Below are 19,932 nucleotides of genomic sequence, written 5' to 3'. Positions count from 1 at the left end.
CCTGACGCGATATGCACGTTTTACATTTCTACAAAACCTACCGCCCCGACTCGATGGGAGGGGTAGAAGAACTAATCGGCCAGGTATGCTCGGGCGCCAGTAAGCAGGGAATCACCAGTGAAGTCCTGACCGTTAGCACGGACACGACTTCTGTGGACTTTGGCGACCATGTTCACCATCGAGCCAAGGTGAACATCCAGATTGCCTCGTCTCCTTTCTCGATTGCGGCATTCCAGCGCTTTGCCGAACTGGCTCGACGAGCCGATGTCATCCATTACCACTTTCCGTGGCCTTTCATGGATGTCGTGCATTTCGCCACGCGGTGCCGGAAACCATCGGTCGTCACATACCACGCTGACATCACACGGCAGAAGGTTCTGCTCCAGGCTTACAAACCCCTGCAGGGACGCTTTCTGCGTGACGTCGATCGGATTGTTGCGACGTCGCCCAACTACCTTGAGACAAGCCCCGTATTGCGTCAATTCAAGGACAAGGTTGACGTTATTCCTATTGGCCTCGATGAAACTCTCTACCCTGCGATCGATCCCGAACGAGTCGCCTACTGGCGCAACCGCGTAGGATTGAAATTTTTCCTGTTTGTCGGCAATTTGCGCTACTACAAGGGTCTGCACATCCTGCTGGACGCGCTCGTCAATACGTCGATGAAGGTGGTGATTGTCGGAGCCGGGCCTGTCGAAGCTGAACTCAAGGCCCAAGCCGCGCGGCTTGGGCTAGGCGACCGCGCAGTATTTGTTGGCGCCGTATCTGACGAAGACAAGGTTGCCCTTCTGAGCATGTGCCACGGACTCACGTTTCCGTCGCACCTCCGAGCAGAGGCATTCGGCATCTCGCTCGTCGAAGGCGCAATGTTCGGCAAGGCATTGATTTCCACCGAGATTGGCACCGGCACCTCGTACGTGAATATCGCTGGCAGGACAGGACTCGTTGTTCCTCCAAGCGATCCCGCAGCCCTGCGCGCTGCAATGACCACGCTCTGGAACGATTCCGACTTAGCTGCAACACTTGGTAAACATGCACGCGAGCGATTCGAGCAAAATCTGACTGCCGGACAGATGATCGATCGCTACGTCGATCTTTACCATCGATTGTCCCGGTAACGGCGCGACAGGCGACGACGGAAATTCCGCTGCGGCCGAGTCGCCTTGTGATGATCATTTCTCTTGCAAGCACGCAAACGATGTCGCAGCGCATTGATAAAACGACGCTCCTGAGCCGGCTGGAACAAGCCGGCATAAATCGAACCTTTACGATTGCGTTTACTCCCCGCTGTGGCAGCACGGTCTTGTCTAATGCGTTGACCAGTGCTCACCTTGGGCGGCCGACCGAGTATTTCCAGTACCCCTACTCCGAACAGTCGCCATTTGGCATCACGCCCGGGGAACGATTCGAAGAAGATTTTGAAACGCTGATACTCGATCGAAGTATCAATGGTATTTTCGGTTCAAAAATCATGCACGATCATCGTGCGCATCTCGATGACTGGTTGGCAACCAGCGTTCCCGGCTACGCGACGTTGGACGATATTTTGCCCAATCACAGATGGATTTATATCCGGCGAGAAAATTCGATCAAGCAAGCCGTATCCCTCTACATTGCGGATGAAACGGGTGTATGGCACATGCCGACATGCAGTGACTCGGATACATCTACACCGAAAGTTCGATACGACTTCTTCGCGATTCTGACGAAGCTGATGATGCTTTTGTCGCATGAAGCCAACTGGGAAGCCTATTTCGATAAGACAGGCATTCGGCCGCTGCGTATGACGTACGAATCGCTGATAGCTTCGCCGTCCCAGTTCTTCACGGAATTGGCCGATCATCTCGGCGTTCCTGCCGACGCGATAGCCAGCGCCCATTTGAGCCGCAATGGGGGGCTGAGCAAGATATCCGACCGGATGAGTGACGTGTATCGAGACATACGTGAACGATTTACGGAAGATTTTCTCGATATCGGACGTCGCGATAACCGAGCGAAGCTCGGCGCCGGCCTAGATCGCTGGGTCGATTTCTTCGGCAACCAGCGTTGGCGCACCGATGACTCTTAAAAGCGAAATATCTGCTGGTGCGTGGTTATTCCGCGGTAGACACGATACCTGTCTATGCTCACCCTCTCGCACCATTGACCATCGACCGCGTCCGGTCCATGGGTGGCTCGGCAAGAAAGAGTTGCCGCCATGAATCGACACTCCTGAACTCCACGAAACGATACGTCATCGCGGAAAGAAATACCGTCGCCCCAATAAAGCACGCGATACGTACCGCACCTGCTCCGCCGACATCGATCTGCAACGCGCGCAATATCGGCAGATGCCAAAGATAGACGCTGTAGCATCCCATGCCGAGGACCTGCAGTAGGCGGGAACGCAGAAGTCTTGCAAACAGTGACCCATGGCTCAGTGCGGTAACCACGAACAACGCCAACGCGATGTCGAGTACGTTGTTCAGGAGGGCCGTCCATTCGGCGGGAATCCGCTTGTCGAAGCATCCGGCAAAACCCCAGGACGCCACGGCAAGCAATGCAGTCGCAGCGAGGGGCAGAATGCGGCAACCACTCAGCCATCGTCCGTCCACATAAGAACGCGCGAGCCACATGCCAATAACAAACTCATCGAGTCGACCGATGAGAAGCGCATCGATGACCCAATCTGGTCCGAAAAACACCGGGTAGTAAATTCTCCGGAGCAACCTGACGCACAACGAGAGAAAAATTGTAAGGCCGAGCAGTCGCGTCAACCCGACCCGCTCCGCAATCGCGACCAGGAGTGGAAATATCAGACTGAACATGACTTCCGCTCCGACGGACCAGAGCGCCCAGTTCGAAGATGGCGAAAATGTATCCGGGAAAAACGGAAACGTAAAAGTCAGACACCGTACGATCTCGTGGATCGCATGTTCGTTTGCATTGGCGAATTGTCCGCTCAGAGCAAACGTCGCCACCACGACAAAAAAATAAAGCGGCATCAGGCGAAGAAAACGATGCCTGTAGAAGTGAACGATCTCTTCGCGCCGGGTGAAGCGCCGTTTGCCTGCCGCATACGGCAAATAAAGCACGAAACCGGAAAGGATGAAGAACAGGTTGACACCCATCCATCCATTCCACAGTATCGCTTCGGTGGGCATACCAAATAGGCTTGGCGGCGCCGGAACAAGAACAAAGCTCAAGTGATGCCAGACCACTGCAAGAATGGCAATTCCGCGTAGTCCGTTGAGCTCGGCCACGCGAGAGATTTCAACTCGGTGCTCAGAAACAGCGGCCATGGTTTTCGTCGATCGCCCTTTGTCGCTACGTCACGCATATTGCATGTATCTGCAATATGCGTGACCCAAATTCGCCGCCTCGATCTTATTACAACAACTTCAACATAAGTGATTCGAAGCTGGGCAGCACACGCAAATTGCCATATCCGCTGATGTGATCGCCGTCGAAGAACAGCGGTTTCTTGCCGTCATACGCCGAGCACGTTCTATCCGAACACAGCGTCGGCAACGGATCCCACGTATATACATTCGGCACCTTCGCTTCCATCTGTGCATACGATTGAAGAATCGGCGCTCGCATCTCGTCGATTTCGCTGCGGTCGATCAACGGACCGCGCTCGCAAATTGGATTGTGTCGATTGAACCAATCCGAGCAACGATATGGAACCATGCGGAAGATCGGCTTTGGCGCTTCCAGCACAACTTTTCCACCATGCCTCTCTATCTCTTGCAGTATCGGAATGGCCTCTTCGACTGACCGATTTCGACCTTTCACTGCCTCGTCACCAAACAACTGATTCCGTGCAGTTTCGTCGCCAAAGTACGCCCACTGATCGATCATTCGGGGCAAACGCAACGAAGGCAAGAAAACTACGTCACCGGGCTGCAGCTTCGTCAACATGTCCTTCAATGCCGAATCGCCGTATTGATGGCAAACCGGGTTTCCATCCTCGCGCCACGGCTGCAAACTAAGAAACGGGCAACCGGCGTTGTTGTAAGCGTAAACCGTGACACCCGTCTGCACGACGAACTGCTTGAACATGCCCGAATAGGCCATCGCGTGAGAATCGCCAATCACGAAGATCCGATGCGCACTCTTCGCAGGAAGATCACAGTTCTTCCGCGCATAAACCCAGAGCTGTCCGCCCTGCACGTCCTGAGGCGCAACGTCGGTATGACAACCGGGGAAAGCAGGATTCGTATCTGTCCCGTACGGATACCAATCGTCTCCGTGTCTCGTCACCGTGCTCAAGGAAAATTTGGGCTGAGCTTCAGCCATCATAGACGACAGGCCCGCGCCGCCGATCATCAAGCAAAGTCCGCATCCGACGATGACGAGCCGTGGAATTCGCGTTGCCGACAATCCGTGGCGGAACGGTTCCTCAATGAAACGGTACGAGGCCATCGCAAGTGCAAACGTCAGCACGATGGCGCAAACGATCGTGAGCACGGACTCAAGCCCGGCCGTCCAGCGCAGGACCACGTAAATTGGCCAGTGCCACAAATAGAGCGAATAGGAAATCCGTCCGACGAAGCGAGCCGGACCACTCTCAAGGACCGTCGAGATGAAGCCTGCATGCTCGCGACGATACAAGAATCCCAGCAAGCCGACCGTGCCGACCACTGGAATGATCGCACCCGGGAATGGATAGTGATCCGACTTCGAAATCACGAGCCCAACCATCACGATCGCCAATGACACCCATGCCCCAATCTTGGTGCCCACGGTAGCAGGCGCTCGACTCGATTCGTCCGTGAAGAACCCAGAGAGTATGAAACATTGGTACAGCAAAACGCCGGCGGCCAATTCCCAAAATCGACCGAAAATAAAGTAAAACGCCTGCGTTTGGTTTGCCTGCCCGAGCCAGTGCCCCCATACCAGCGATGCACCTAATCCCGCAGCAATCAGAATGACAGACAGATGTCGCCAGTTTTTTCGGGCAAGCCAGGCCCAGAATAAAAATGGAAAGGCGAGATAGAATTGCTCTTCAACGCCAAGCGACCAGGTATGCGTGTACGGATTGAATTCAGCGGTCGGAGAAAAGTAGTCGTTGCCGACCGAGCCCAAAATGAAATTGCTCAGGCCGAAGAACGCGTAGAGCCCGGTCTTTTGACTCTTATCACTTAGGTACGACGACGGGATGAACAGTGCTGAAACCAGCCCCGTCACAAGCAACACGACAATCAATGCGGGCAAGATTCGTCGCATCCGCCGTGCGTAGAACAGCAGCAAAAATCGCCCAATCGAGACCGAACCGAGATTCGCGACCGAGGAACTGACCACGAATCCGGAGATCACGAAAAAGATATCGACTCCCGAAAACCCACCAGGAAGCCAATGTGCGTTCAGATGGAACAGCATGACGGACAACACCGCCAACGCACGCAGGCCGTCGATATATGGAAAATAGGCTGTCTTCGCACTCGCCATTGCTAGTTATCTTGAAAATTAGACGCCCTTCATCACCGCCTGGGCGTCATCCCAGGCAGGCCGCCTTGAATTATTGGATCTTGCTTACAAGATTGACGAAATTCCTTGCTACCCTGCCCGGAGAAAACTCTTCCGCGTACCGGGTCGCGTGTGTGACAAACGTCTGATAACTCTCATCACCGGAACCACGCCAAGCAGCCGACACCACTTTCTCCACAGCCTGAGCAAGTTCCGCGGAGAGACTGTCGATGCAGCCCGTGTTGACGAGTCGACCGAAGCCGTTCGTTACCGACGGAACGTTGGAATTGTCGTAGGCGATGACGTAGCATCCGTTGGAGATCGCCTCGACAATCGGTACACCGAATCCTTCATGATAGGTCGGCAGGACGAACAAATCCGCATCCTGCAGAATTTCATGCTTCTGCTCTTCTGAAGCATTGCCATGAATTTTGATCTCGACGCGTCGACCATATTGACGCGCCAACGTGGCAATGATCGTCTCGATCTGTGCCAGTAGCTCGGGGTCGGAAAACAGCAGATTACCAACCATATCCAGCTTTACCGCACATGTCGGATTCGATGCCAACACGTTGCTGAGCGCCATCAGCAACTCATGTGGCCCCTTCGACTTCACAAACCTGCCGATGAATGCGATGCGCACGATGTTGTCCACAACGCTCGGTTTTCTCGATGGAGGATGCGACATCGAGTGAATGGCGAGAGGCAACACGGTGGCAGGCGTATCGATACCAGCCTTGCGAAGCACCTCGAGATTCGTGTCGCTAACGCAGATAACGTGATCAGCCCACGCAATATTCGACATTTGCGAAAAGGACTGATCGATCAGTGCACGACTTTCCGGTTTGACGAACTCTCGCGGCGTGACGTTATGAAACACGACCAGACGTCGCGCGCGCGCCGGAACGATCGACAACAGATCGAATAGCGGATAGTAGATGCCGAAGTGAAAGATGACGACATCGCTCGCGAGAAAGTGTGGATCGAACGCAATATCCCTGACCTCGGATACGACCGTCGACGGAATGTCGTCATACTCGCATGCGTATGCGTACAAGCGAACGTCATCGACACCGCTCTTGCGCAGCGCACGTACCTCGTCACGGATGCTGTTGGAAATCGCGTCGTTCTTTACGCAAATTCCGTTCACGTATGAGACTTTCATTGCGCAACCGAATTGAGATGGTTGTTGATCGCAAGCGAATAAAGCGCGCCGCTCTCGGATGCCATCCGCTTCGCCGTGAACCGCTCCGCGAACAGGCGTCTTCCGGCATTCCCCATGCGCTCACGCAATTCGGACGAGTCGACAAGTTGCCGAATTGCTTGCGCCAGCGACTTCGCGTCGCCAGGCGTCACCAGCAACCCAGTTACTTCGTGCGAAACCACTTCCGGCATCCCGCCCGCTGCGCAACCAATGACAGGCTTTCCTTCGCGCATGGCCTCCAGGAACACGAGGCCAAACGATTCGAACCGGCTCGGGGCGACAAAGACATCACATTCCGCATAAGCTGCGCGCACCACATCATCCGGCACACGGCCTTCGAACGACAAACGGTCACCCCACTTGCGCCCAGCCGCCGAGTCGATAAAAACGTCCTTGATAGGACGTCCGGTCGGCCCCGGCAACGTATCATCACCAATCACACGCACCTTCACGTTTGGCATTTCCGCGAACACGTCCGGGAGCGCCTCCAACAATACGTCGATTCCTTTGCGCGGCTCAAGTCGGCCAACAAACAGCAACGTGACATCATCGGAGTTCGACGTGCGCTTCCCGTTCGACGCGGCCACATTTGCCGCGAGGCCGTGCGGCACGACGATCGTTTTCTGTTGATCGAATTTGAATCCGTAAGCAGCCTCGATCTCGGTCACGATCGCTCTACTATTGGCGCGCACCGCATCCGCGCGCGTCATCATCTCCTGTTCCAGCTCTAGCATAGGCTTGCCGAACGACTTCATCCACGCGGCATCTGCAGCATACTCAGGATGCGTCTCAATCCAGAAATGTAGTGTCGTGTGCAGACTCGTCACGACTGGCCAACGACCATCGAACAGGAATGCGCATCCTTCGCAGTCCCAGATCGGCGCTTCAACCACACCGATCTTGCGATGCGATGCAATGCGCTCGACTTCCTCCAGCGCTGTTGCCGACCAGTTCCAGATGTGGGCTGGAATATTCCGCTCGACGGCCTCGCTGGAACGCGCCATCTCTTTCGTCACGATACGGTGAATCCATGCACCATTTTCGAAATCGACGCGATTGAAATCCGGGCTCTGTGTAATCACGTGGACAATTCGGCCCTGCGAGCCAAGCCCTTCCGCGAGATCCTTGTTAAAGGTAGCGATTCCGCCCGTTTGTGCCGGCGGATAATCGCGCGCGATAAGCACAATTGCGTCTTGACTGGGATCGCCAAATATCTCGAATTTCTTGAACTCTCCGGCGACGCGCGCCTTCTTTTCTGCGGTGATCAATTCCGCGTGCCCGTGCAGCCCATGTTCAACGCCCGTGTTCCACGCCCGGGCATTCTCTTCCTTGAATTTATCGAGTTCCGACTTGTCGAGACGGCCGCCGTCTATATGAAAGCGAATATCGTTTTCGTGCCCTTGCGAAAACTTCCGGTTATCGTCGAAAATCTCGTCCAGCGGCAAATATTTGCGCGCGTGCTTCAACGAGAAATAGATCTTGTTCTTGATTACCGGATATCGGTAACGCGTGATCTTGTGATCATCGCGAACATGGCTCGGTGCAAATTTGTGATGCACGTATGCGTTCGGCAACTGACGAATGACATATCCGGCATCGACCAGTCGGCAGCACAGCTCCGTTTCGTCGAGGTAGTACTCGATCTCCTCGTCGAAGCCGCCCACTTCCATCAGGGCTGACCGACGAAACGATGCGTTTGTCCCTTGAAGGTACGGAAACTCATAAGATCCAGGGAAACACAGATGCTCGGCACTCTTCTTGGCGGCCCAGTTCGAATTCCCCAGGCGATTGGCAGTACTATACTCATACTGGAACGTGTAACCCGTTTGATCGAACACGAGCCCCCCCGCACCGCCAATCTCCGGAGAGTCATATGCAGCCGCGAGCTGCGTTAGCCATTCCGGCTCCGGGATTGCATCGTCATCGATGAAGGCAACAACGTCACCTTCCGCCATGCAGATGCCGACGTTTCGCGACACCGATAGATTCGCGACCGGGCACGTACCAGCGCGGATGAACGATGACCAGGACGAAATCACTTCCGCCGACCCGTCAGTCGACGGCCCGTTAACTACGATGACTTCGAAGTCACCAGCGTACCGGATCCAGCGAAAACTCTCCAACGTCTTCTGGAGCAATGCGGCACGATTGAGCGTATTTATGACAATCGAAAAGCTCAACATGGGTTACCTCGATCTTTCGGTACTGTGTTTGATGGTGATACTCGATGGAGCCGCGTCGGTCGCCCATTCGACGGCTCCCAATGCTTGCCGTTTCGCCACGACCACCGAGGGCCTGACAGAACGAAGGCGGGCGACGACTGCGCTCGATCGCATGCGTTGCGTCAGGCCGACGTCGCGCGTTTCGCCACGATCTCGAATTCGTAGCAGTTTCCGTTGCGTCGGCCGGTCTCGATCACCGAAATATCGACAAACCCGGCCTCCTTCAGAGTGGCCGACAGGGATTCAGGGGTGAACATGTTGAAGTGGAAGTCACCGTCGTAGTCCTGGCCACCGAACGTGACTTCGCGCAGATACGCGTACGGGTAGTCACCGTCGATGTAGTTCTTCATCATCGCTTGTGCATCGGGGACGACCGCATGGAATTCGCCGCCCGGTTTCAGAAGGCTGAACCAGTAGGGCAGCAGCTCGCGAGCCATCTGCTCCTGGGGAAAATGCTCAAGCAAGTGCGCGGAGAAGATTTCAGTCAACTCGCCGTTCTTGAACGGCAGCTCATCGACCTCCGAGACGATATCGACACCGGGCAATGCTCGGCGGTCGACGTTCAGATAGCCGTCCAGCGCAATGTGTCCGCAACCGAGGTTAAGTCTCAATTGGCCGTTGCTGGCTGCCGCAGCCACCTTTTCCTTCGCGATGATTTCCGTTTTCGCCTTCAGCGTGTCTTCGTTCTCGCCCGGCGACGAAGCGCCATAGCGCATTTCGAACATCAATTCCCGGCGAACGAATTCGACACGACCAAGCAGATACCGGACAGAGTCGTCCAAGCCGCCCAAGCGCTCCTCCAGGCGACGTGTAAGTGCCTCGACTTCCGACAGACGGCCGTCCGCATGTTCGCGCTGCTTCACCCATGCCGCGTGGTCTGACGCCTCGCGCTGTTCGAGCACGGCCTTCAATTGCTTGACGTCCCCGTGAAGCCGTCGCAATGCGACGGGCACCGATCGCACGAGATTGTCTTGGTCGTTATCAATCAATCGCTGACGATCGTTCAGTTCCGACAACGTGCGCAAGAGCATCGGCAACTGATCTCTTTCATACACATCCTGACGACGCATGACGTCCGCTCGGAACTCAGGGAGCCGAATCGCGGCCACAACGATGCGTACGAGTCGGCCCACTACCGGCCAATTCGCGACGACTCGCACCACCTTTCTAATTTCAGCCTTCATATTCAATCAACTCTCAAAATGCGCTCAATGATTCTCTGCCGCGATCTAAGCGCGGTGCTCACGGAGTTTCCATCCTCGACTTCCCTTTGACGGTGCGAAAAGTCTGCAGCATCGAGGACGCCATGGAACTGCGTGCGTTTACTCAAATCAACTTCCGGATCTTGCGCGCGGGTACCCCACCGTACAGCCATCCCGCCTCGACTTCGTCACACGTCACGATCGCGCCCGCCGCAATCACCGCGTGGTCGCCGATCGTACAGGGGCCCATGACGACCGCATTGGATGCAATCCAGACCCCTCGCCCAATCACGATATCGCGCCCCTCCCGCGGATAGTCGTGCCGCGCGGACATCTGCTCAGTCAACGGATGCGTGCCGGTAATCAGACTGACGTTATGACCGAAGAACGTCTGGTCGCCAATGACGATGTGCCCCGACGACACGTTCATCAGCGTGTTCACCAACTGCACGCCCTCTCCGAGCGAGATGCGATCCCATCCCCCCCCGAACACGACCGGTGTCATGACGAGCCGCTGAGCGATTCCAGGCGTCATTCGCTCGGCGAGTCGCTCGACAACAGAATCGGACTCCCATGGAACGGATTGCGGCGTTTGGGTCGCCCGCTCCGTCGCCACGCACCGAGCAACCCGGGTCGTGAACTCCGACGATTCGGCAAGACGCGAAACCACGCGATCAGTCACGGCTTCAATCAGTCGCTCCCGGATTCTTGCTCTAAGGCGCTGAAACATGTGCATTTCCGATTGAGAAACGCAATCGCTCAGTCAAGCGAATGCATCGAAACATCGTAGTCCACGTGCACAACACCCCACAGATCCCGCTTCACGACTTCATCGGGGAAGCGCACTGCGAACCGTGCGCCACCCACGCAGTAATCGATCACGTTCGTGACGAGACTCTGCCCACGATTCTCGGGATGCTCCGTAGTCACGCCAACCCCTGCGATCAATCCGTATTCACCGGGACACAAGGGGTTCGCGAAGGTGAACTCCAGCATATGCTGAATATGCGGCGCGGCCTCCGACGGGAACACGTCTCGGACGGCAGAACTGAAATGCAGGATTTGTCGTCCCGATGAATCGGTGATGCCGAGCGCAAGCGAACTGCGTTCGGGAGGAGGCGATACGACATGAAAGAAAACGCGAACGCGAATCTTCTTCTCGATATCGACCGTATCGCACTCATTGCCCTCAGGATCGATCACGCTGATATCGTCGATCCGGATCTCGCCGGTCCCGGTACGCAACGGTTCGACACGCGAGGAAAATGCGCGAGTCCGAGCCTTGTCAGGGCGCACACGTGTATGCGTCGTCACTGCTTCGCCGGCCGCGACTTGCGTTTGCGTCGTAACTTCATCTTCGTCGTCGACCTCGGTAACGTCGATGCCGGCTCGCACCATCCTGCTGAACACTTCGCTCTGGTAGGCAGCACCGACCTGCTTCGAACTGCCAAGCAGTCGAACGCGCCCTTTCTCGAGCCAGAGGCCCCGATTGCACAGTGCGCGCACCGAGTCCGCAGCGTGCGTCACGTAAATGAACGTCGTTCCTTCATCAAGCATCGTGCGAATCTTGTGCAGGCACTTGTTCTGAAAGTACGCATCCCCGACACTCAGCGCCTCGTCAACGATCAGAATGTCCGGCTGCACGTAGACCGCGCAGGCAAACCCGAGCCGCACCGCCATACCGCTGCTGTATGTCTTGACGGGATGATCGACAGCATCGCCAAGTTCGCTGAACCTGATTATTTCCGGCTGAGCCGCAATGGCCTGCTCCTGTAGCATGCCATGCAGCATGCAGAACTGAACGATGTTTTCTCGACCGGACAGCTCCGGATTGAACCCGGCCCCCAATTCGAGCAACGCCGATACGCGCCCGGAGACGTTCACCAGACCGGAACTCGGATTGAGTACGCCTGCCAGGATTTTCAGAAGCGTACTTTTGCCACTGCCGTTTTCCCCCACCACGCCGAATCGATCGCCTTTCTCGAGTGAGAAGGAAACGTCGTCCAGCGCACGGGTTTCGCGAAAATATTGCTTCTTCCCCGCCGACATCAACTCGAGCAGGCGATGTCGCGGCGAGGAATACGAACGGTAGATCTTGCTGATATTGCTCAGCTCGATAACGTTGGAGGGATCTTGTGTCGTCATGAACTAACTCTGATCCTTAAAGGACGTCTGCGAAGCCGGGCTTCAGCTTGCGAAAAATGTATGCACCGATCGCAACGGTAGCCGCTGCCACGACAATCAGGATGCCAATGTATTCCCAATTGAATGGAATTCCTGGGAACACGGCCTGCCGAGACGCCTCCACCATGTAGTAGAAAGGGTTGAGCGTCATGACGATATTACGCATCCAGATCATGCGCGACGCCTCTACCATCGTCGCCGGATAGAGAATCGGCGTGAGCCAGAAAATGATATTCGTACACAGCGGCACGATCGGCACCATGTCGGGGACATAGACCGAAATGGCGGAGATGCCATAGGCAAAGCCGATCGAAATCGCAAGCGAAAGCGCCCAGATAACGGGAAACATCCAAATCATGGTTCCCGGCACGACGCCCTTGATGATCAACAGGCCGATCACGAAAACGAAAATGATGCCCTGGCTGATGAGCGCCGACGTGAGCGGAATCAACGGCAAGACCCAGACCGGAAATGCGATCTTGCTGATGAGATAGCTGTATTCCCGCAAGATGCCGGTGCTGCGCCCTGTCACTTCGGTAAAGACGGTCCACAGCGAGAATGGTACGAAATAGAAAAGCGCAAACGGAATGTCACCGTACTGCGCCCCCATTCGCCCCCGCATCAGGATCGAGAACACGACCACGTTGATGAGGGAGTAGAGAAGCGGTACGCCGACGTTCCACGCCGTACCTGCGTACGAGCTGGCGTAGCGGTTCTTCAGGTCTCGCTTCGCAAGCATCCACGCCAACCTCAGTGAACTCCCGACGGAGTGATGTGCTTTGTCCTGCATCGGTTTTCGTTACCCAATTAATTTGCGTCCCTTGGACGGCGGACTCGAATGACACGCGCCTGATCGATGTGCTGCGCGACGAACTCAGGCGCCATTCAGTTCTCTTGCACTGCGCCGACGGGGCGGCAGTCGACGGTAGTGACACACGCGCCGTGCGCTACTTCCGCTCGGCAAACCCATCATTTTATCAGCCGTCTCGCCTGACAGATGACCGCTCTCCGACGAGCCCACGGACAATGCCGCCCAACCGCGACGACATCTCGTCCCATGACCGAGCCTGAATCCACGCCGCCTGAGCGTCGGCCTTGCTGCTCAACAGCGAGGCATCGCCGAGCAACGTGGCCAGATCAGCAGAAATCGCGCGCGCATCGGTACCGGAAAACCGATGCACGAGTTCTCCGAGATCGTCGAAGATCGGAATCGGTGTACAGGCAACGGGTCGATTGGCTGCGACTCCGTACCGCACGGCACCGCTCGCCGATTCGGCCGTGTCCTGATACGCAAACACGACAAGATCGGCCGCATCCAGATATGCAAAGCTCTCGCGATCAGGCAGGAAGTCGGTAATCATCTGCACGCGGTCTTCGAGGTTGAACGTCTTGATCAGATTTCTGCATCGATCGGCGGTCAACTCCGAATCGCGAACCGGATACAGCGCGTTGACCATCAACAGGCGCGCCTGCGGCAGCTCTTTCGATATCATCGAAAACGCTTCGATGACTTCCTCCAACCCTTTGTGCGGAAGTAGGAAGCCATACGTAGCAATGACCGGAGCCTCGACTGGAATGTTCAGCGCCGTTCGAGACGCGAGTCGGTCGGACGACTCGCGCGCATGAACGCCATGGGGAAATAGCGTTGCATTGTCGACGAGGCCCAATATCCGGAGCCGATTCAGGTCGTCGACACTATGCACAAGCAGGCGGTCGGCGCCACGCAGCGCGTCGGCGATCTCCGACAACGAGGCTCGATAGTCCGGCGTATCGACATCCTTGGTCGAGTGGAACGTAATCACGATCGGGATGTCGTGTGCGTTCGCATACTCGACGATTCGCGCCGTTGAAGGCATGCTGAAGAAGCCAAAGTTGTGCTGCAGCATGATCGCGTCAGGCCGGCATCGATCGAGCTCAGCGAGCAACTCATCGATACGGCCGCGCTGATCCGTCCAGCACCGCGTGACTTCTGGACCATCATCGATGACAACGGCAGGATCGCGTGATGCGAAAATCCTGACATCGAACCATGCCGGATCGAGACTACCGACCAGGAATGAAGAATAGGTCGCGATGCCGCATTTCGTGTTCCACGACGAAATCCATGCGAGCCGAGTCCGTCGAGCGGATGCGGGCTCCAAACGCCGGACCGACGCTTCCAGCCCGATCAGTCGCTCTGCGCACCGGTCCCACGTAAAGCGCGATTCGAGCAACGCACGACCGCGCTCTGCTTTTTCGGCGCGCGCTTCCGCCGTCGCTTCGCGAACCGCCTTCAGTTGCGTGACGAGGCTGTCGACATCAGGTTCGGCCCAGACGGAGTCGAACAACCCGAGGTGCGTTTTGGCGCGTTCGAACGTAAAGTCGACCAGCCACGCAGTCTCGTTCGTGCAGAAGTCGGCCTGCCCACCGAACGCCGTCGTGATCACGGGCAGCCCGAACCACATTGCCTCGCCCATCGGCAAGCCGAAGCCCTCTCCCCGGGACGGCGCCACGAATGCGTGGCACCGGTGGTAAAGGTCCACGATCGCGCCTGCGTCCAGATCTTCCTCGATGAGCACAATCTCCGGACACTCGGGATAGCGCCGGCGCAACGCATGGATTTGGGCAGAAACCGTGTTGTGCGGATTGGGAAACGTTTTGATGACCAGTGAGACATCGTCGCGCGCGGTGAATGCCTTGGCGAATGCATCGAGCAGTACGTCGACACCCTTGCGCGGAAAGCATGACGATATGTGCAGAAAACGAAAACCCTTTCCGAGCGAGCCGCGATATTCGATCCGCTCGGCACGGGCGACATGATCGACGCCGTTGCCAACCGGAGCAATCATCCCTGCATAGCCGTTGTCTCGCATGACCTTCGCCACGAACGTCGAGATTGCCGCCACTCCGTCGAGATGCGCGTTGAATGCACCGATCCAGGCAGCGGGCAGCTCCGATTCCTCCCATGCAAAATGAAGGAAATTGTACAGGCCGTCCATGTCATGAACGCGCGGCGGATAGAGATCGCGGACAACAACGTCCGCACCGCTACGCTTTCCGCCGCGCGCCACGAGCTCGGGGAGTCCGCGAATCGAGCTGATTTTTCGATCGTCAGGCACATAGTCGCCCGGCCCCTCGGTCGCAAACAAGCTCACCTCACCGCGATTTGCACGGTCAAGTGCAAAAGCCAATTCGCGATTGGTCAGAGCGAGGCTGTATGACGTCTCGAATGGTCCCTCGACCTGATAGTGCGGCGGACACTCCCCATCGATACGAGTGCGCGTGTCGATCGGCTGGGGAATCTCTATACCTTGCTGACGCAGGAACTGCTGTAACTGTTCCAGCAGCGCTGGGCGTTCGAATTGTCGGACTCGTTTGCGCTGTTCGACAACTATCGCGCGACGCAACGCGCGATCTTCCGATACGGCGCGCAACAGCGCCGCTACGGCTTGCGGGTGCTTGTCGTGAATGAGCAGTCCGGCACCGCCTAGCGTCGACTCGATATTGCTGCTCGCATACGCGATCACCGGCACATCGAAAGTCATCGCCTCGATCAGCGGAACGCCGAAACCCTCATGATCGCTGAGACACAGGAATACACTTGCCGCCCGGTACCAGCCGTAGAGATCCTCGTCAGGAACTTTCCCCGCAAAGCGAACGATTTCGCTCAGTTCAAGCTCATTGATCAATTGCTGCAGTTCGAGATAGTACGGCTCCTCTTCTCCGTACCCGCCGACAAACACGAACTGGAACGGCCGGGGCATCATTGCTCTCAGCTGAGCCGCCGCTTCCACGAGATCGCGATGCGCCTTGTTCGGCGAGATTCGGCCGACAAACAAGACCGTCATCACCTGTGACTGCTCCTGAACGAGCACATCGTTCCATTGCGCCGAGCGGATCTTTGCCGCATCGATCAGGAGCGGAATCGTCGTAACCCTTTCGTAGCCGCGCTCGCTCAGCTCACGCGCGTTGAGATCAGACACCGCGATTGCAGCCGCGAAGTGCTCACGAAATGCACCGAGTTGGGCACGGCCCTTGGCCGAGTAGTGTCTGAGCGGGGAGCGTTCGTCGAAAAACGATTCGGGCGTAATGTTGTGATAGATCAGGATGGTTGTGCACGGCAGATTCGTGACCCACTCGTCCTGATCATGCCCCATCGAATGATGCAACAGCATCACGTCTTCTTCGGACCCGATGTATTCCCTGAAATAGCGGATCTTGCCCGTCAATTCCGGCGCAACGTGTTCGGCAAATATCTCGGATTCAAAACCCAGCTCATGCAGCAGCGCCTGGATCATGAACATACTGTTGGTCACGGCATCCGCAACCGCGCTTCCGGAGTGAAACTGATGGATCGCACCCGTTCTCCGTGACTGCGCAGGGAGCGACTTACCCTCGATGTTGGCCATGGTTCGTGATACGGTGTCTGATGAACCCACTGCGCGTGTTACTCCGTTGTGCATGATGTAAGAACTGCTATCCGGTTCCGTCGCTGTCAACGCGCAGCCGTCCTGCCGTTACGGCCTGGCATGGTAGCAGTACAGATCTCGACAAGGCGTCCTGCAAGCTTCCCGGAGTCGACGCCTTTCACATCCGCGTCGAGAAAACCATCGATCGTGGCTTGATCACATTGCGACGTGCGCGCCGCAACCAGCTCCGCGTAGTTCCGGCGAGACAGGCTTCCCTCCTTCCAGCGCGTAACCGAAATGGATTGTGCCCCGGCAAAGCGAGGAGCCGCGAGCGGCGCAAGCCGCGCCCAAATTCGCGGATGGCGATCGCGCACCCAAAACACCATCGCGCGCGCCACTGCGCTTCGGCGAGCAGTTTCGCGAAGAAGCGAAATGCTGCGTCGCTTCAATACCGGCCACGATGGATCACGCGCGAACCGGATGGCTGATTTCGCGACCTGCCCGACAGCGCGGACCGGAGCGGTAATGCGCCAGGACGAACTGGACAAAATTGCAGTCAGTTGACGCTCTGCCGCATCCGCCTGCGCCTGAGCGGCAGTGGCCTGATAGCTGTTCCGACGCGCATGCATCGTCGCCTCGCGCGCTTGCGCCCGCGCTTCGACGAGTTGGGCCTCGAGCGCCTCTACGCGGGCCTGCAGCGTGGCGAGAGCATCGGCGGACTGAACCGGCTCACCAGGAGCAAAATTTTGTGACGTTGAGTCCATCGCTACAGCACCATCCATTGAATCGATTCGTCAGGCATTGTCTCCGATCGACAATGCCGCCGCCTCCGCCCCCCGGGGACGATCGCACGCAACTGCGGCGCACTTACCGGCGGATCGGCGAGGCAACATGCAGGGGCCAACGAGTTTATCGCAGCGGTTGCCCGGCCCAACCGCAATGAGATCATCGCCATTCAGGAATCCAGACACAATCGCAGCGCTTCATCCCATGCCGGCATCCGTACGCCGAACGTACTGGCCAGTTTTGCCCCGGACAGGCGCGAGTTTTTGGGGCGCCGCGCTGGCGCCGGGTATTCGCTCGCGGCGATCGGCAGCACACGTGGCGCGTTGTCGCCTAGCGTCACTCGGAAAATCTCCTGCGCGAAACCATGCCACGATGTTTCCCCGCCCGCCGCGAGATGGTAGACACCCGAGTGCAGCGCCCGCCTGTTGCCGACGTTCGGTGCCAGATACTGCGCCAAAATATGCGCGGTCGCAGCAGCGATCGAATTCGACCAGGTGGGAGCCCCGAGTTGATCGGCCACGATCCGTAGCTCGGATCGCTCGGCGGCGAGCTTGAGCATCGTGAGCAGGAAGTTCTTCCCGCGACGCCCATAAACCCAGCTCGTACGTAGTATCAAGTGATCACAACCTGTCGCTGCAATGGCTCGCTCGCCCTCAAGCTTCGTCAGGCCATACACATTTTGCGGATTGGTCTCGTCCGTTTCGACATAGGCGCCCTCCTTCATGCCATCGAACACATAATCTGTCGAGTAATGAACGAGCAGTGCATTCAGCCGCAATGCCTCCTCGGCAAACACGCGCGGCACATCGGTATTCAGGCGCCGTGCGGTATCGATGTCCGATTCCGCCTTGTCAACGGCGGTATAAGCCGCAGGATTCACAACGATCGCCGGCTTCAAATCACGCACCACTGCCCGCACTTGATCCAGATCGGACAAATCGAGCATCGTTCGGTCACACGCTACTACGCGTCCGAGCCCCTGCAGCGTACGCAACAGTTCGAATCCCACTTGGCCGTTGACGCCCGTCACGAGAATCGTCGGGGCAAGACCGGGGCGATCCTCACGCATAGACTTCGGCCTCGCTCAAGGATTTGCCCGCCGCATCTTTCGCCGCCAGCACCGGTTGGCCCTCGAACGGCCATTCGATCCCGATTTCGCGATCGTTCCACGCGATGCAGCGCTCATGTTCCGGGAACCAGTAGTCAGTCGTCTTGTACAGGAACTGCGCTGCCTCCGAAAGCACGACGAAACCGTGTGCAAATCCTGGGGGCACCCATAGCTGCCGGTGATTATCCTGCGACAGCGTTACCCCGACCCACTTTCCGAAGTTCGGGGAAGCGCGTCGAATGTCGACAGCGACATCGAACACCTCGCCTTCCACCACGCGCACGAGCTTGCCCTGTGCGTGCTCGATCTGGTAATGGAGCCCGCGCAGCACGCCCTTCGACGAACGAGAGTGATTGTCCTGCACGAACACAATGCCCGGCTCCACCTGCGCAGCAAACTCGCGCGCGTTGAAACTCTCGTAGAAATACCCGCGCGCATCGCCGAACACCTTCGGTTCGATGACCTTGACTTCTGGCAGTGCCGTTGCCGTTACTTGGATTGCCATGCGACCTGGTGCGTGAGAAGGTTTCGGAGGTACTGCCCATACGCGTTCTTCGACAACGGTTGCGCCAGTTTCAGCACCTGTTCCGCGTCGATCCACTGCCGCCGATACGCGATTTCTTCGGGACAAGCGACGACGAGCCCTTGCCGCTTCTGCAATGTCGCGATGAAACTTGCCGCCTCGATCAACGAATCGTGAGTGCCCGTGTCGAGCCATGCATAACCGCGGCCCATGATCTCGACGTTCAACGCGCCGTCCTCGAGATAGCGGGAATTGACGTCGGTGATTTCGAGCTCGCCGCGCGGCGACGGCTTGATATCGGCCGCGATGTCGCACACGCGGTTGTCGTAGAAATACAGCCCCGTGACCGCATAGTTCGAACGCGGCTTCGCAGGCTTCTCCTCGATCGACAGCGCGCGGAACGACGCGTCGAATTCAACGACGCCATAACGTTCGGGATCCTGCACGTGATACGCGAACACGGTCGCACCGTCCTCCAGTGCATATGCGCGCTCGAGTTGCTTTGCAAGATCGTGCCCGTAAAAAATGTTGTCGCCGAGGATGAGCGCCGACGGATCGTTGCCGACGAATTCGCGACCGATGATGAACGCCTGCGCAAGACCGTCGGGCGACGGTTGCACCGCATACTGGATGTTCATCCCCCACTGGCCGCCGTCGCCGAGCATCGACTCGAAGCGCGGGGTGTCCTGCGGCGTCGAAATGATCAGGACGTCGCGAATGCCCGCGACCATCAGCGTCGAGAGCGGGTAGTAGATCATCGGCTTGTCGTACACCGGCAGGAGCTGCTTCGATACGACGTGCGTGATCGGATAGAGCCGTGTGCCGGAGCCGCCAGCGAGAATGATGCCCTTACGTGCCATCGAT

General features: G+C 57.2%; 15 protein-coding genes. 2 read left to right on the top strand and 13 right to left on the bottom strand.

The genetic code is table 11. The annotated features are described in order from the left end of the window. The first annotated feature begins 11 nt into the window (after positions 1–11). The gene (locus WS51_RS14700) at positions 12–1,118 is read left to right on the top strand and encodes a glycosyltransferase family 4 protein (protein WP_069229379.1); all 1,107 of its coding nucleotides are present in this window, start codon (positions 12–14) and stop codon (positions 1,116–1,118) included. Positions 1,119–1,168: 50 nt separating this feature from the next. After that, positions 1,169–2,068 carry a Stf0 family sulfotransferase gene (locus WS51_RS14695; RefSeq protein ID WP_069229378.1) on the top strand — a complete coding sequence of 300 codons (900 nt, stop codon included), beginning with the start codon at positions 1,169–1,171 and terminating at the stop codon, positions 2,066–2,068. 58 nt (positions 2,069–2,126) lie between these two features. On the opposite strand, the gene WS51_RS14690 is transcribed toward WS51_RS14695, so the two are convergent. The 13 genes from WS51_RS14690 to rfbA all read right to left on the bottom strand — a co-directional run bounded on the left by WS51_RS14690 (position 2,127) and on the right by rfbA (position 19,928). Further along, positions 2,127–3,281 (bottom strand): acyltransferase family protein, encoded by a 1,155-nt coding sequence (locus WS51_RS14690; protein WP_081333571.1) that lies wholly within the window; start codon positions 3,279–3,281, stop codon positions 2,127–2,129. Between the two features lie 88 nt (positions 3,282–3,369). Next, a complete protein-coding gene (locus WS51_RS14685; protein ID WP_069229377.1) occupies positions 3,370–5,433 on the bottom strand; it encodes an acyltransferase family protein in 2,064 nt (687 codons plus the stop codon). A 70-nt stretch (positions 5,434–5,503) separates the two neighbouring features. After that, positions 5,504–6,616 carry a glycosyltransferase family 4 protein gene (locus WS51_RS14680; RefSeq protein ID WP_059807497.1) on the bottom strand — a complete coding sequence of 371 codons (1,113 nt, stop codon included), beginning with the start codon at positions 6,614–6,616 and terminating at the stop codon, positions 5,504–5,506. Then, entirely contained in the window at positions 6,613–8,838 is a 2,226-nt protein-coding gene (locus tag WS51_RS14675; protein ID WP_069229376.1) for a glycosyltransferase, read from the bottom strand. Before WS51_RS14675 ends, WS51_RS14680 begins: the two co-directional genes overlap by 4 nt. 161 nt (positions 8,839–8,999) lie before the next feature. Continuing rightward, positions 9,000–9,947, bottom strand: a complete 948-nt coding sequence (locus tag WS51_RS14670; RefSeq protein ID WP_081333570.1) for a class I SAM-dependent methyltransferase — start codon at positions 9,945–9,947, stop codon at positions 9,000–9,002. Between the two features lie 256 nt (positions 9,948–10,203). Further along, positions 10,204–10,809 carry an acyltransferase gene (locus tag WS51_RS14665; RefSeq protein WP_167357981.1) on the bottom strand — a complete coding sequence of 202 codons (606 nt, stop codon included), beginning with the start codon at positions 10,807–10,809 and terminating at the stop codon, positions 10,204–10,206. Between the two features lie 29 nt (positions 10,810–10,838). After that, positions 10,839–12,224, bottom strand: a complete 1,386-nt coding sequence (locus WS51_RS14660; RefSeq protein ID WP_069229375.1) for an ABC transporter ATP-binding protein — start codon at positions 12,222–12,224, stop codon at positions 10,839–10,841. A gap of 16 nt (positions 12,225–12,240) precedes the next feature. Continuing rightward, the gene (locus WS51_RS14655) at positions 12,241–13,053 is read right to left on the bottom strand and encodes an ABC transporter permease (RefSeq protein ID WP_059807514.1); all 813 of its coding nucleotides are present in this window, start codon (positions 13,051–13,053) and stop codon (positions 12,241–12,243) included. A 187-nt stretch (positions 13,054–13,240) separates the two neighbouring features. Further along, the gene (locus WS51_RS14650) at positions 13,241–16,651 is read right to left on the bottom strand and encodes a glycosyltransferase family 4 protein (RefSeq protein WP_069229374.1); all 3,411 of its coding nucleotides are present in this window, start codon (positions 16,649–16,651) and stop codon (positions 13,241–13,243) included. 86 nt (positions 16,652–16,737) lie between these two features. Continuing rightward, a complete protein-coding gene (locus WS51_RS32115) occupies positions 16,738–17,433 on the bottom strand; it encodes a hypothetical protein (RefSeq protein WP_155639236.1) in 696 nt (231 codons plus the stop codon). A 173-nt stretch (positions 17,434–17,606) separates the two neighbouring features. After that, positions 17,607–18,506 carry a dTDP-4-dehydrorhamnose reductase gene (gene rfbD / locus WS51_RS14640; RefSeq protein WP_069229373.1) on the bottom strand — a complete coding sequence of 300 codons (900 nt, stop codon included), beginning with the start codon at positions 18,504–18,506 and terminating at the stop codon, positions 17,607–17,609. After that, on the bottom strand, positions 18,499–19,050 hold the full coding sequence (gene rfbC, locus WS51_RS14635) for a dTDP-4-dehydrorhamnose 3,5-epimerase (protein ID WP_069229372.1): 552 nt from the start codon (positions 19,048–19,050) through the stop codon (positions 18,499–18,501). Before rfbC ends, rfbD begins: the two co-directional genes overlap by 8 nt. Beyond that, complete coding sequence (gene rfbA, locus WS51_RS14630) at positions 19,035–19,928, bottom strand: glucose-1-phosphate thymidylyltransferase RfbA (protein WP_069229371.1); 894 nt, start codon at positions 19,926–19,928, stop codon at positions 19,035–19,037. Before rfbA ends, rfbC begins: the two co-directional genes overlap by 16 nt. Positions 19,929–19,932: the final 4 nt, after the last annotated feature.

This window comes from Burkholderia territorii (assembly GCF_001718335.1).
In the GTDB taxonomy this organism is placed as follows: Bacteria; Pseudomonadota; Gammaproteobacteria; order Burkholderiales; family Burkholderiaceae; genus Burkholderia; species Burkholderia territorii.
This window is presented reverse-complemented; position numbering and strand designations above follow the sequence as displayed.

Excerpts from the sequence above, each read along its gene's own strand:
- WS51_RS14665 (WP_167357981.1), bottom strand. The coding sequence starts at position 10,809 with ATGTTTCAGCGCCTTAGAGCAAGAATCCGGGAGCGACTGATTGAAGCC.
- WS51_RS32115 (WP_155639236.1), bottom strand. The coding sequence starts at position 17,433 with ATGGATGGTGCTGTAGCGATGGACTCAACGTCACAAAATTTTGCTCCT.
- WS51_RS14675 (WP_069229376.1), bottom strand. The coding sequence starts at position 8,838 with ATGTTGAGCTTTTCGATTGTCATAAATACGCTCAATCGTGCCGCATTG.
- rfbC (WP_069229372.1), bottom strand. The coding sequence starts at position 19,050 with ATGGCAATCCAAGTAACGGCAACGGCACTGCCAGAAGTCAAGGTCATC.
- WS51_RS14690 (WP_081333571.1), bottom strand. The coding sequence starts at position 3,281 with ATGGCCGCTGTTTCTGAGCACCGAGTTGAAATCTCTCGCGTGGCCGAG.
- WS51_RS14650 (WP_069229374.1), bottom strand. The coding sequence starts at position 16,651 with ATGGCCAACATCGAGGGTAAGTCGCTCCCTGCGCAGTCACGGAGAACG.
- WS51_RS14685 (WP_069229377.1), bottom strand. The coding sequence starts at position 5,433 with ATGGCGAGTGCGAAGACAGCCTATTTTCCATATATCGACGGCCTGCGT.
- WS51_RS14680 (WP_059807497.1), bottom strand. The coding sequence starts at position 6,616 with ATGAAAGTCTCATACGTGAACGGAATTTGCGTAAAGAACGACGCGATT.
- rfbD (WP_069229373.1), bottom strand. The coding sequence starts at position 18,506 with ATGCGTGAGGATCGCCCCGGTCTTGCCCCGACGATTCTCGTGACGGGC.
- WS51_RS14660 (WP_069229375.1), bottom strand. The coding sequence starts at position 12,224 with ATGACGACACAAGATCCCTCCAACGTTATCGAGCTGAGCAATATCAGC.
- WS51_RS14670 (WP_081333570.1), bottom strand. The coding sequence starts at position 9,947 with ATGCGTCGTCAGGATGTGTATGAAAGAGATCAGTTGCCGATGCTCTTG.
- WS51_RS14655 (WP_059807514.1), bottom strand. The coding sequence starts at position 13,053 with ATGCAGGACAAAGCACATCACTCCGTCGGGAGTTCACTGAGGTTGGCG.
- WS51_RS14695 (WP_069229378.1), top strand. The coding sequence starts at position 1,169 with ATGATCATTTCTCTTGCAAGCACGCAAACGATGTCGCAGCGCATTGAT.
- rfbA (WP_069229371.1), bottom strand. The coding sequence starts at position 19,928 with ATGGCACGTAAGGGCATCATTCTCGCTGGCGGCTCCGGCACACGGCTC.
- WS51_RS14700 (WP_069229379.1), top strand. The coding sequence starts at position 12 with ATGCACGTTTTACATTTCTACAAAACCTACCGCCCCGACTCGATGGGA.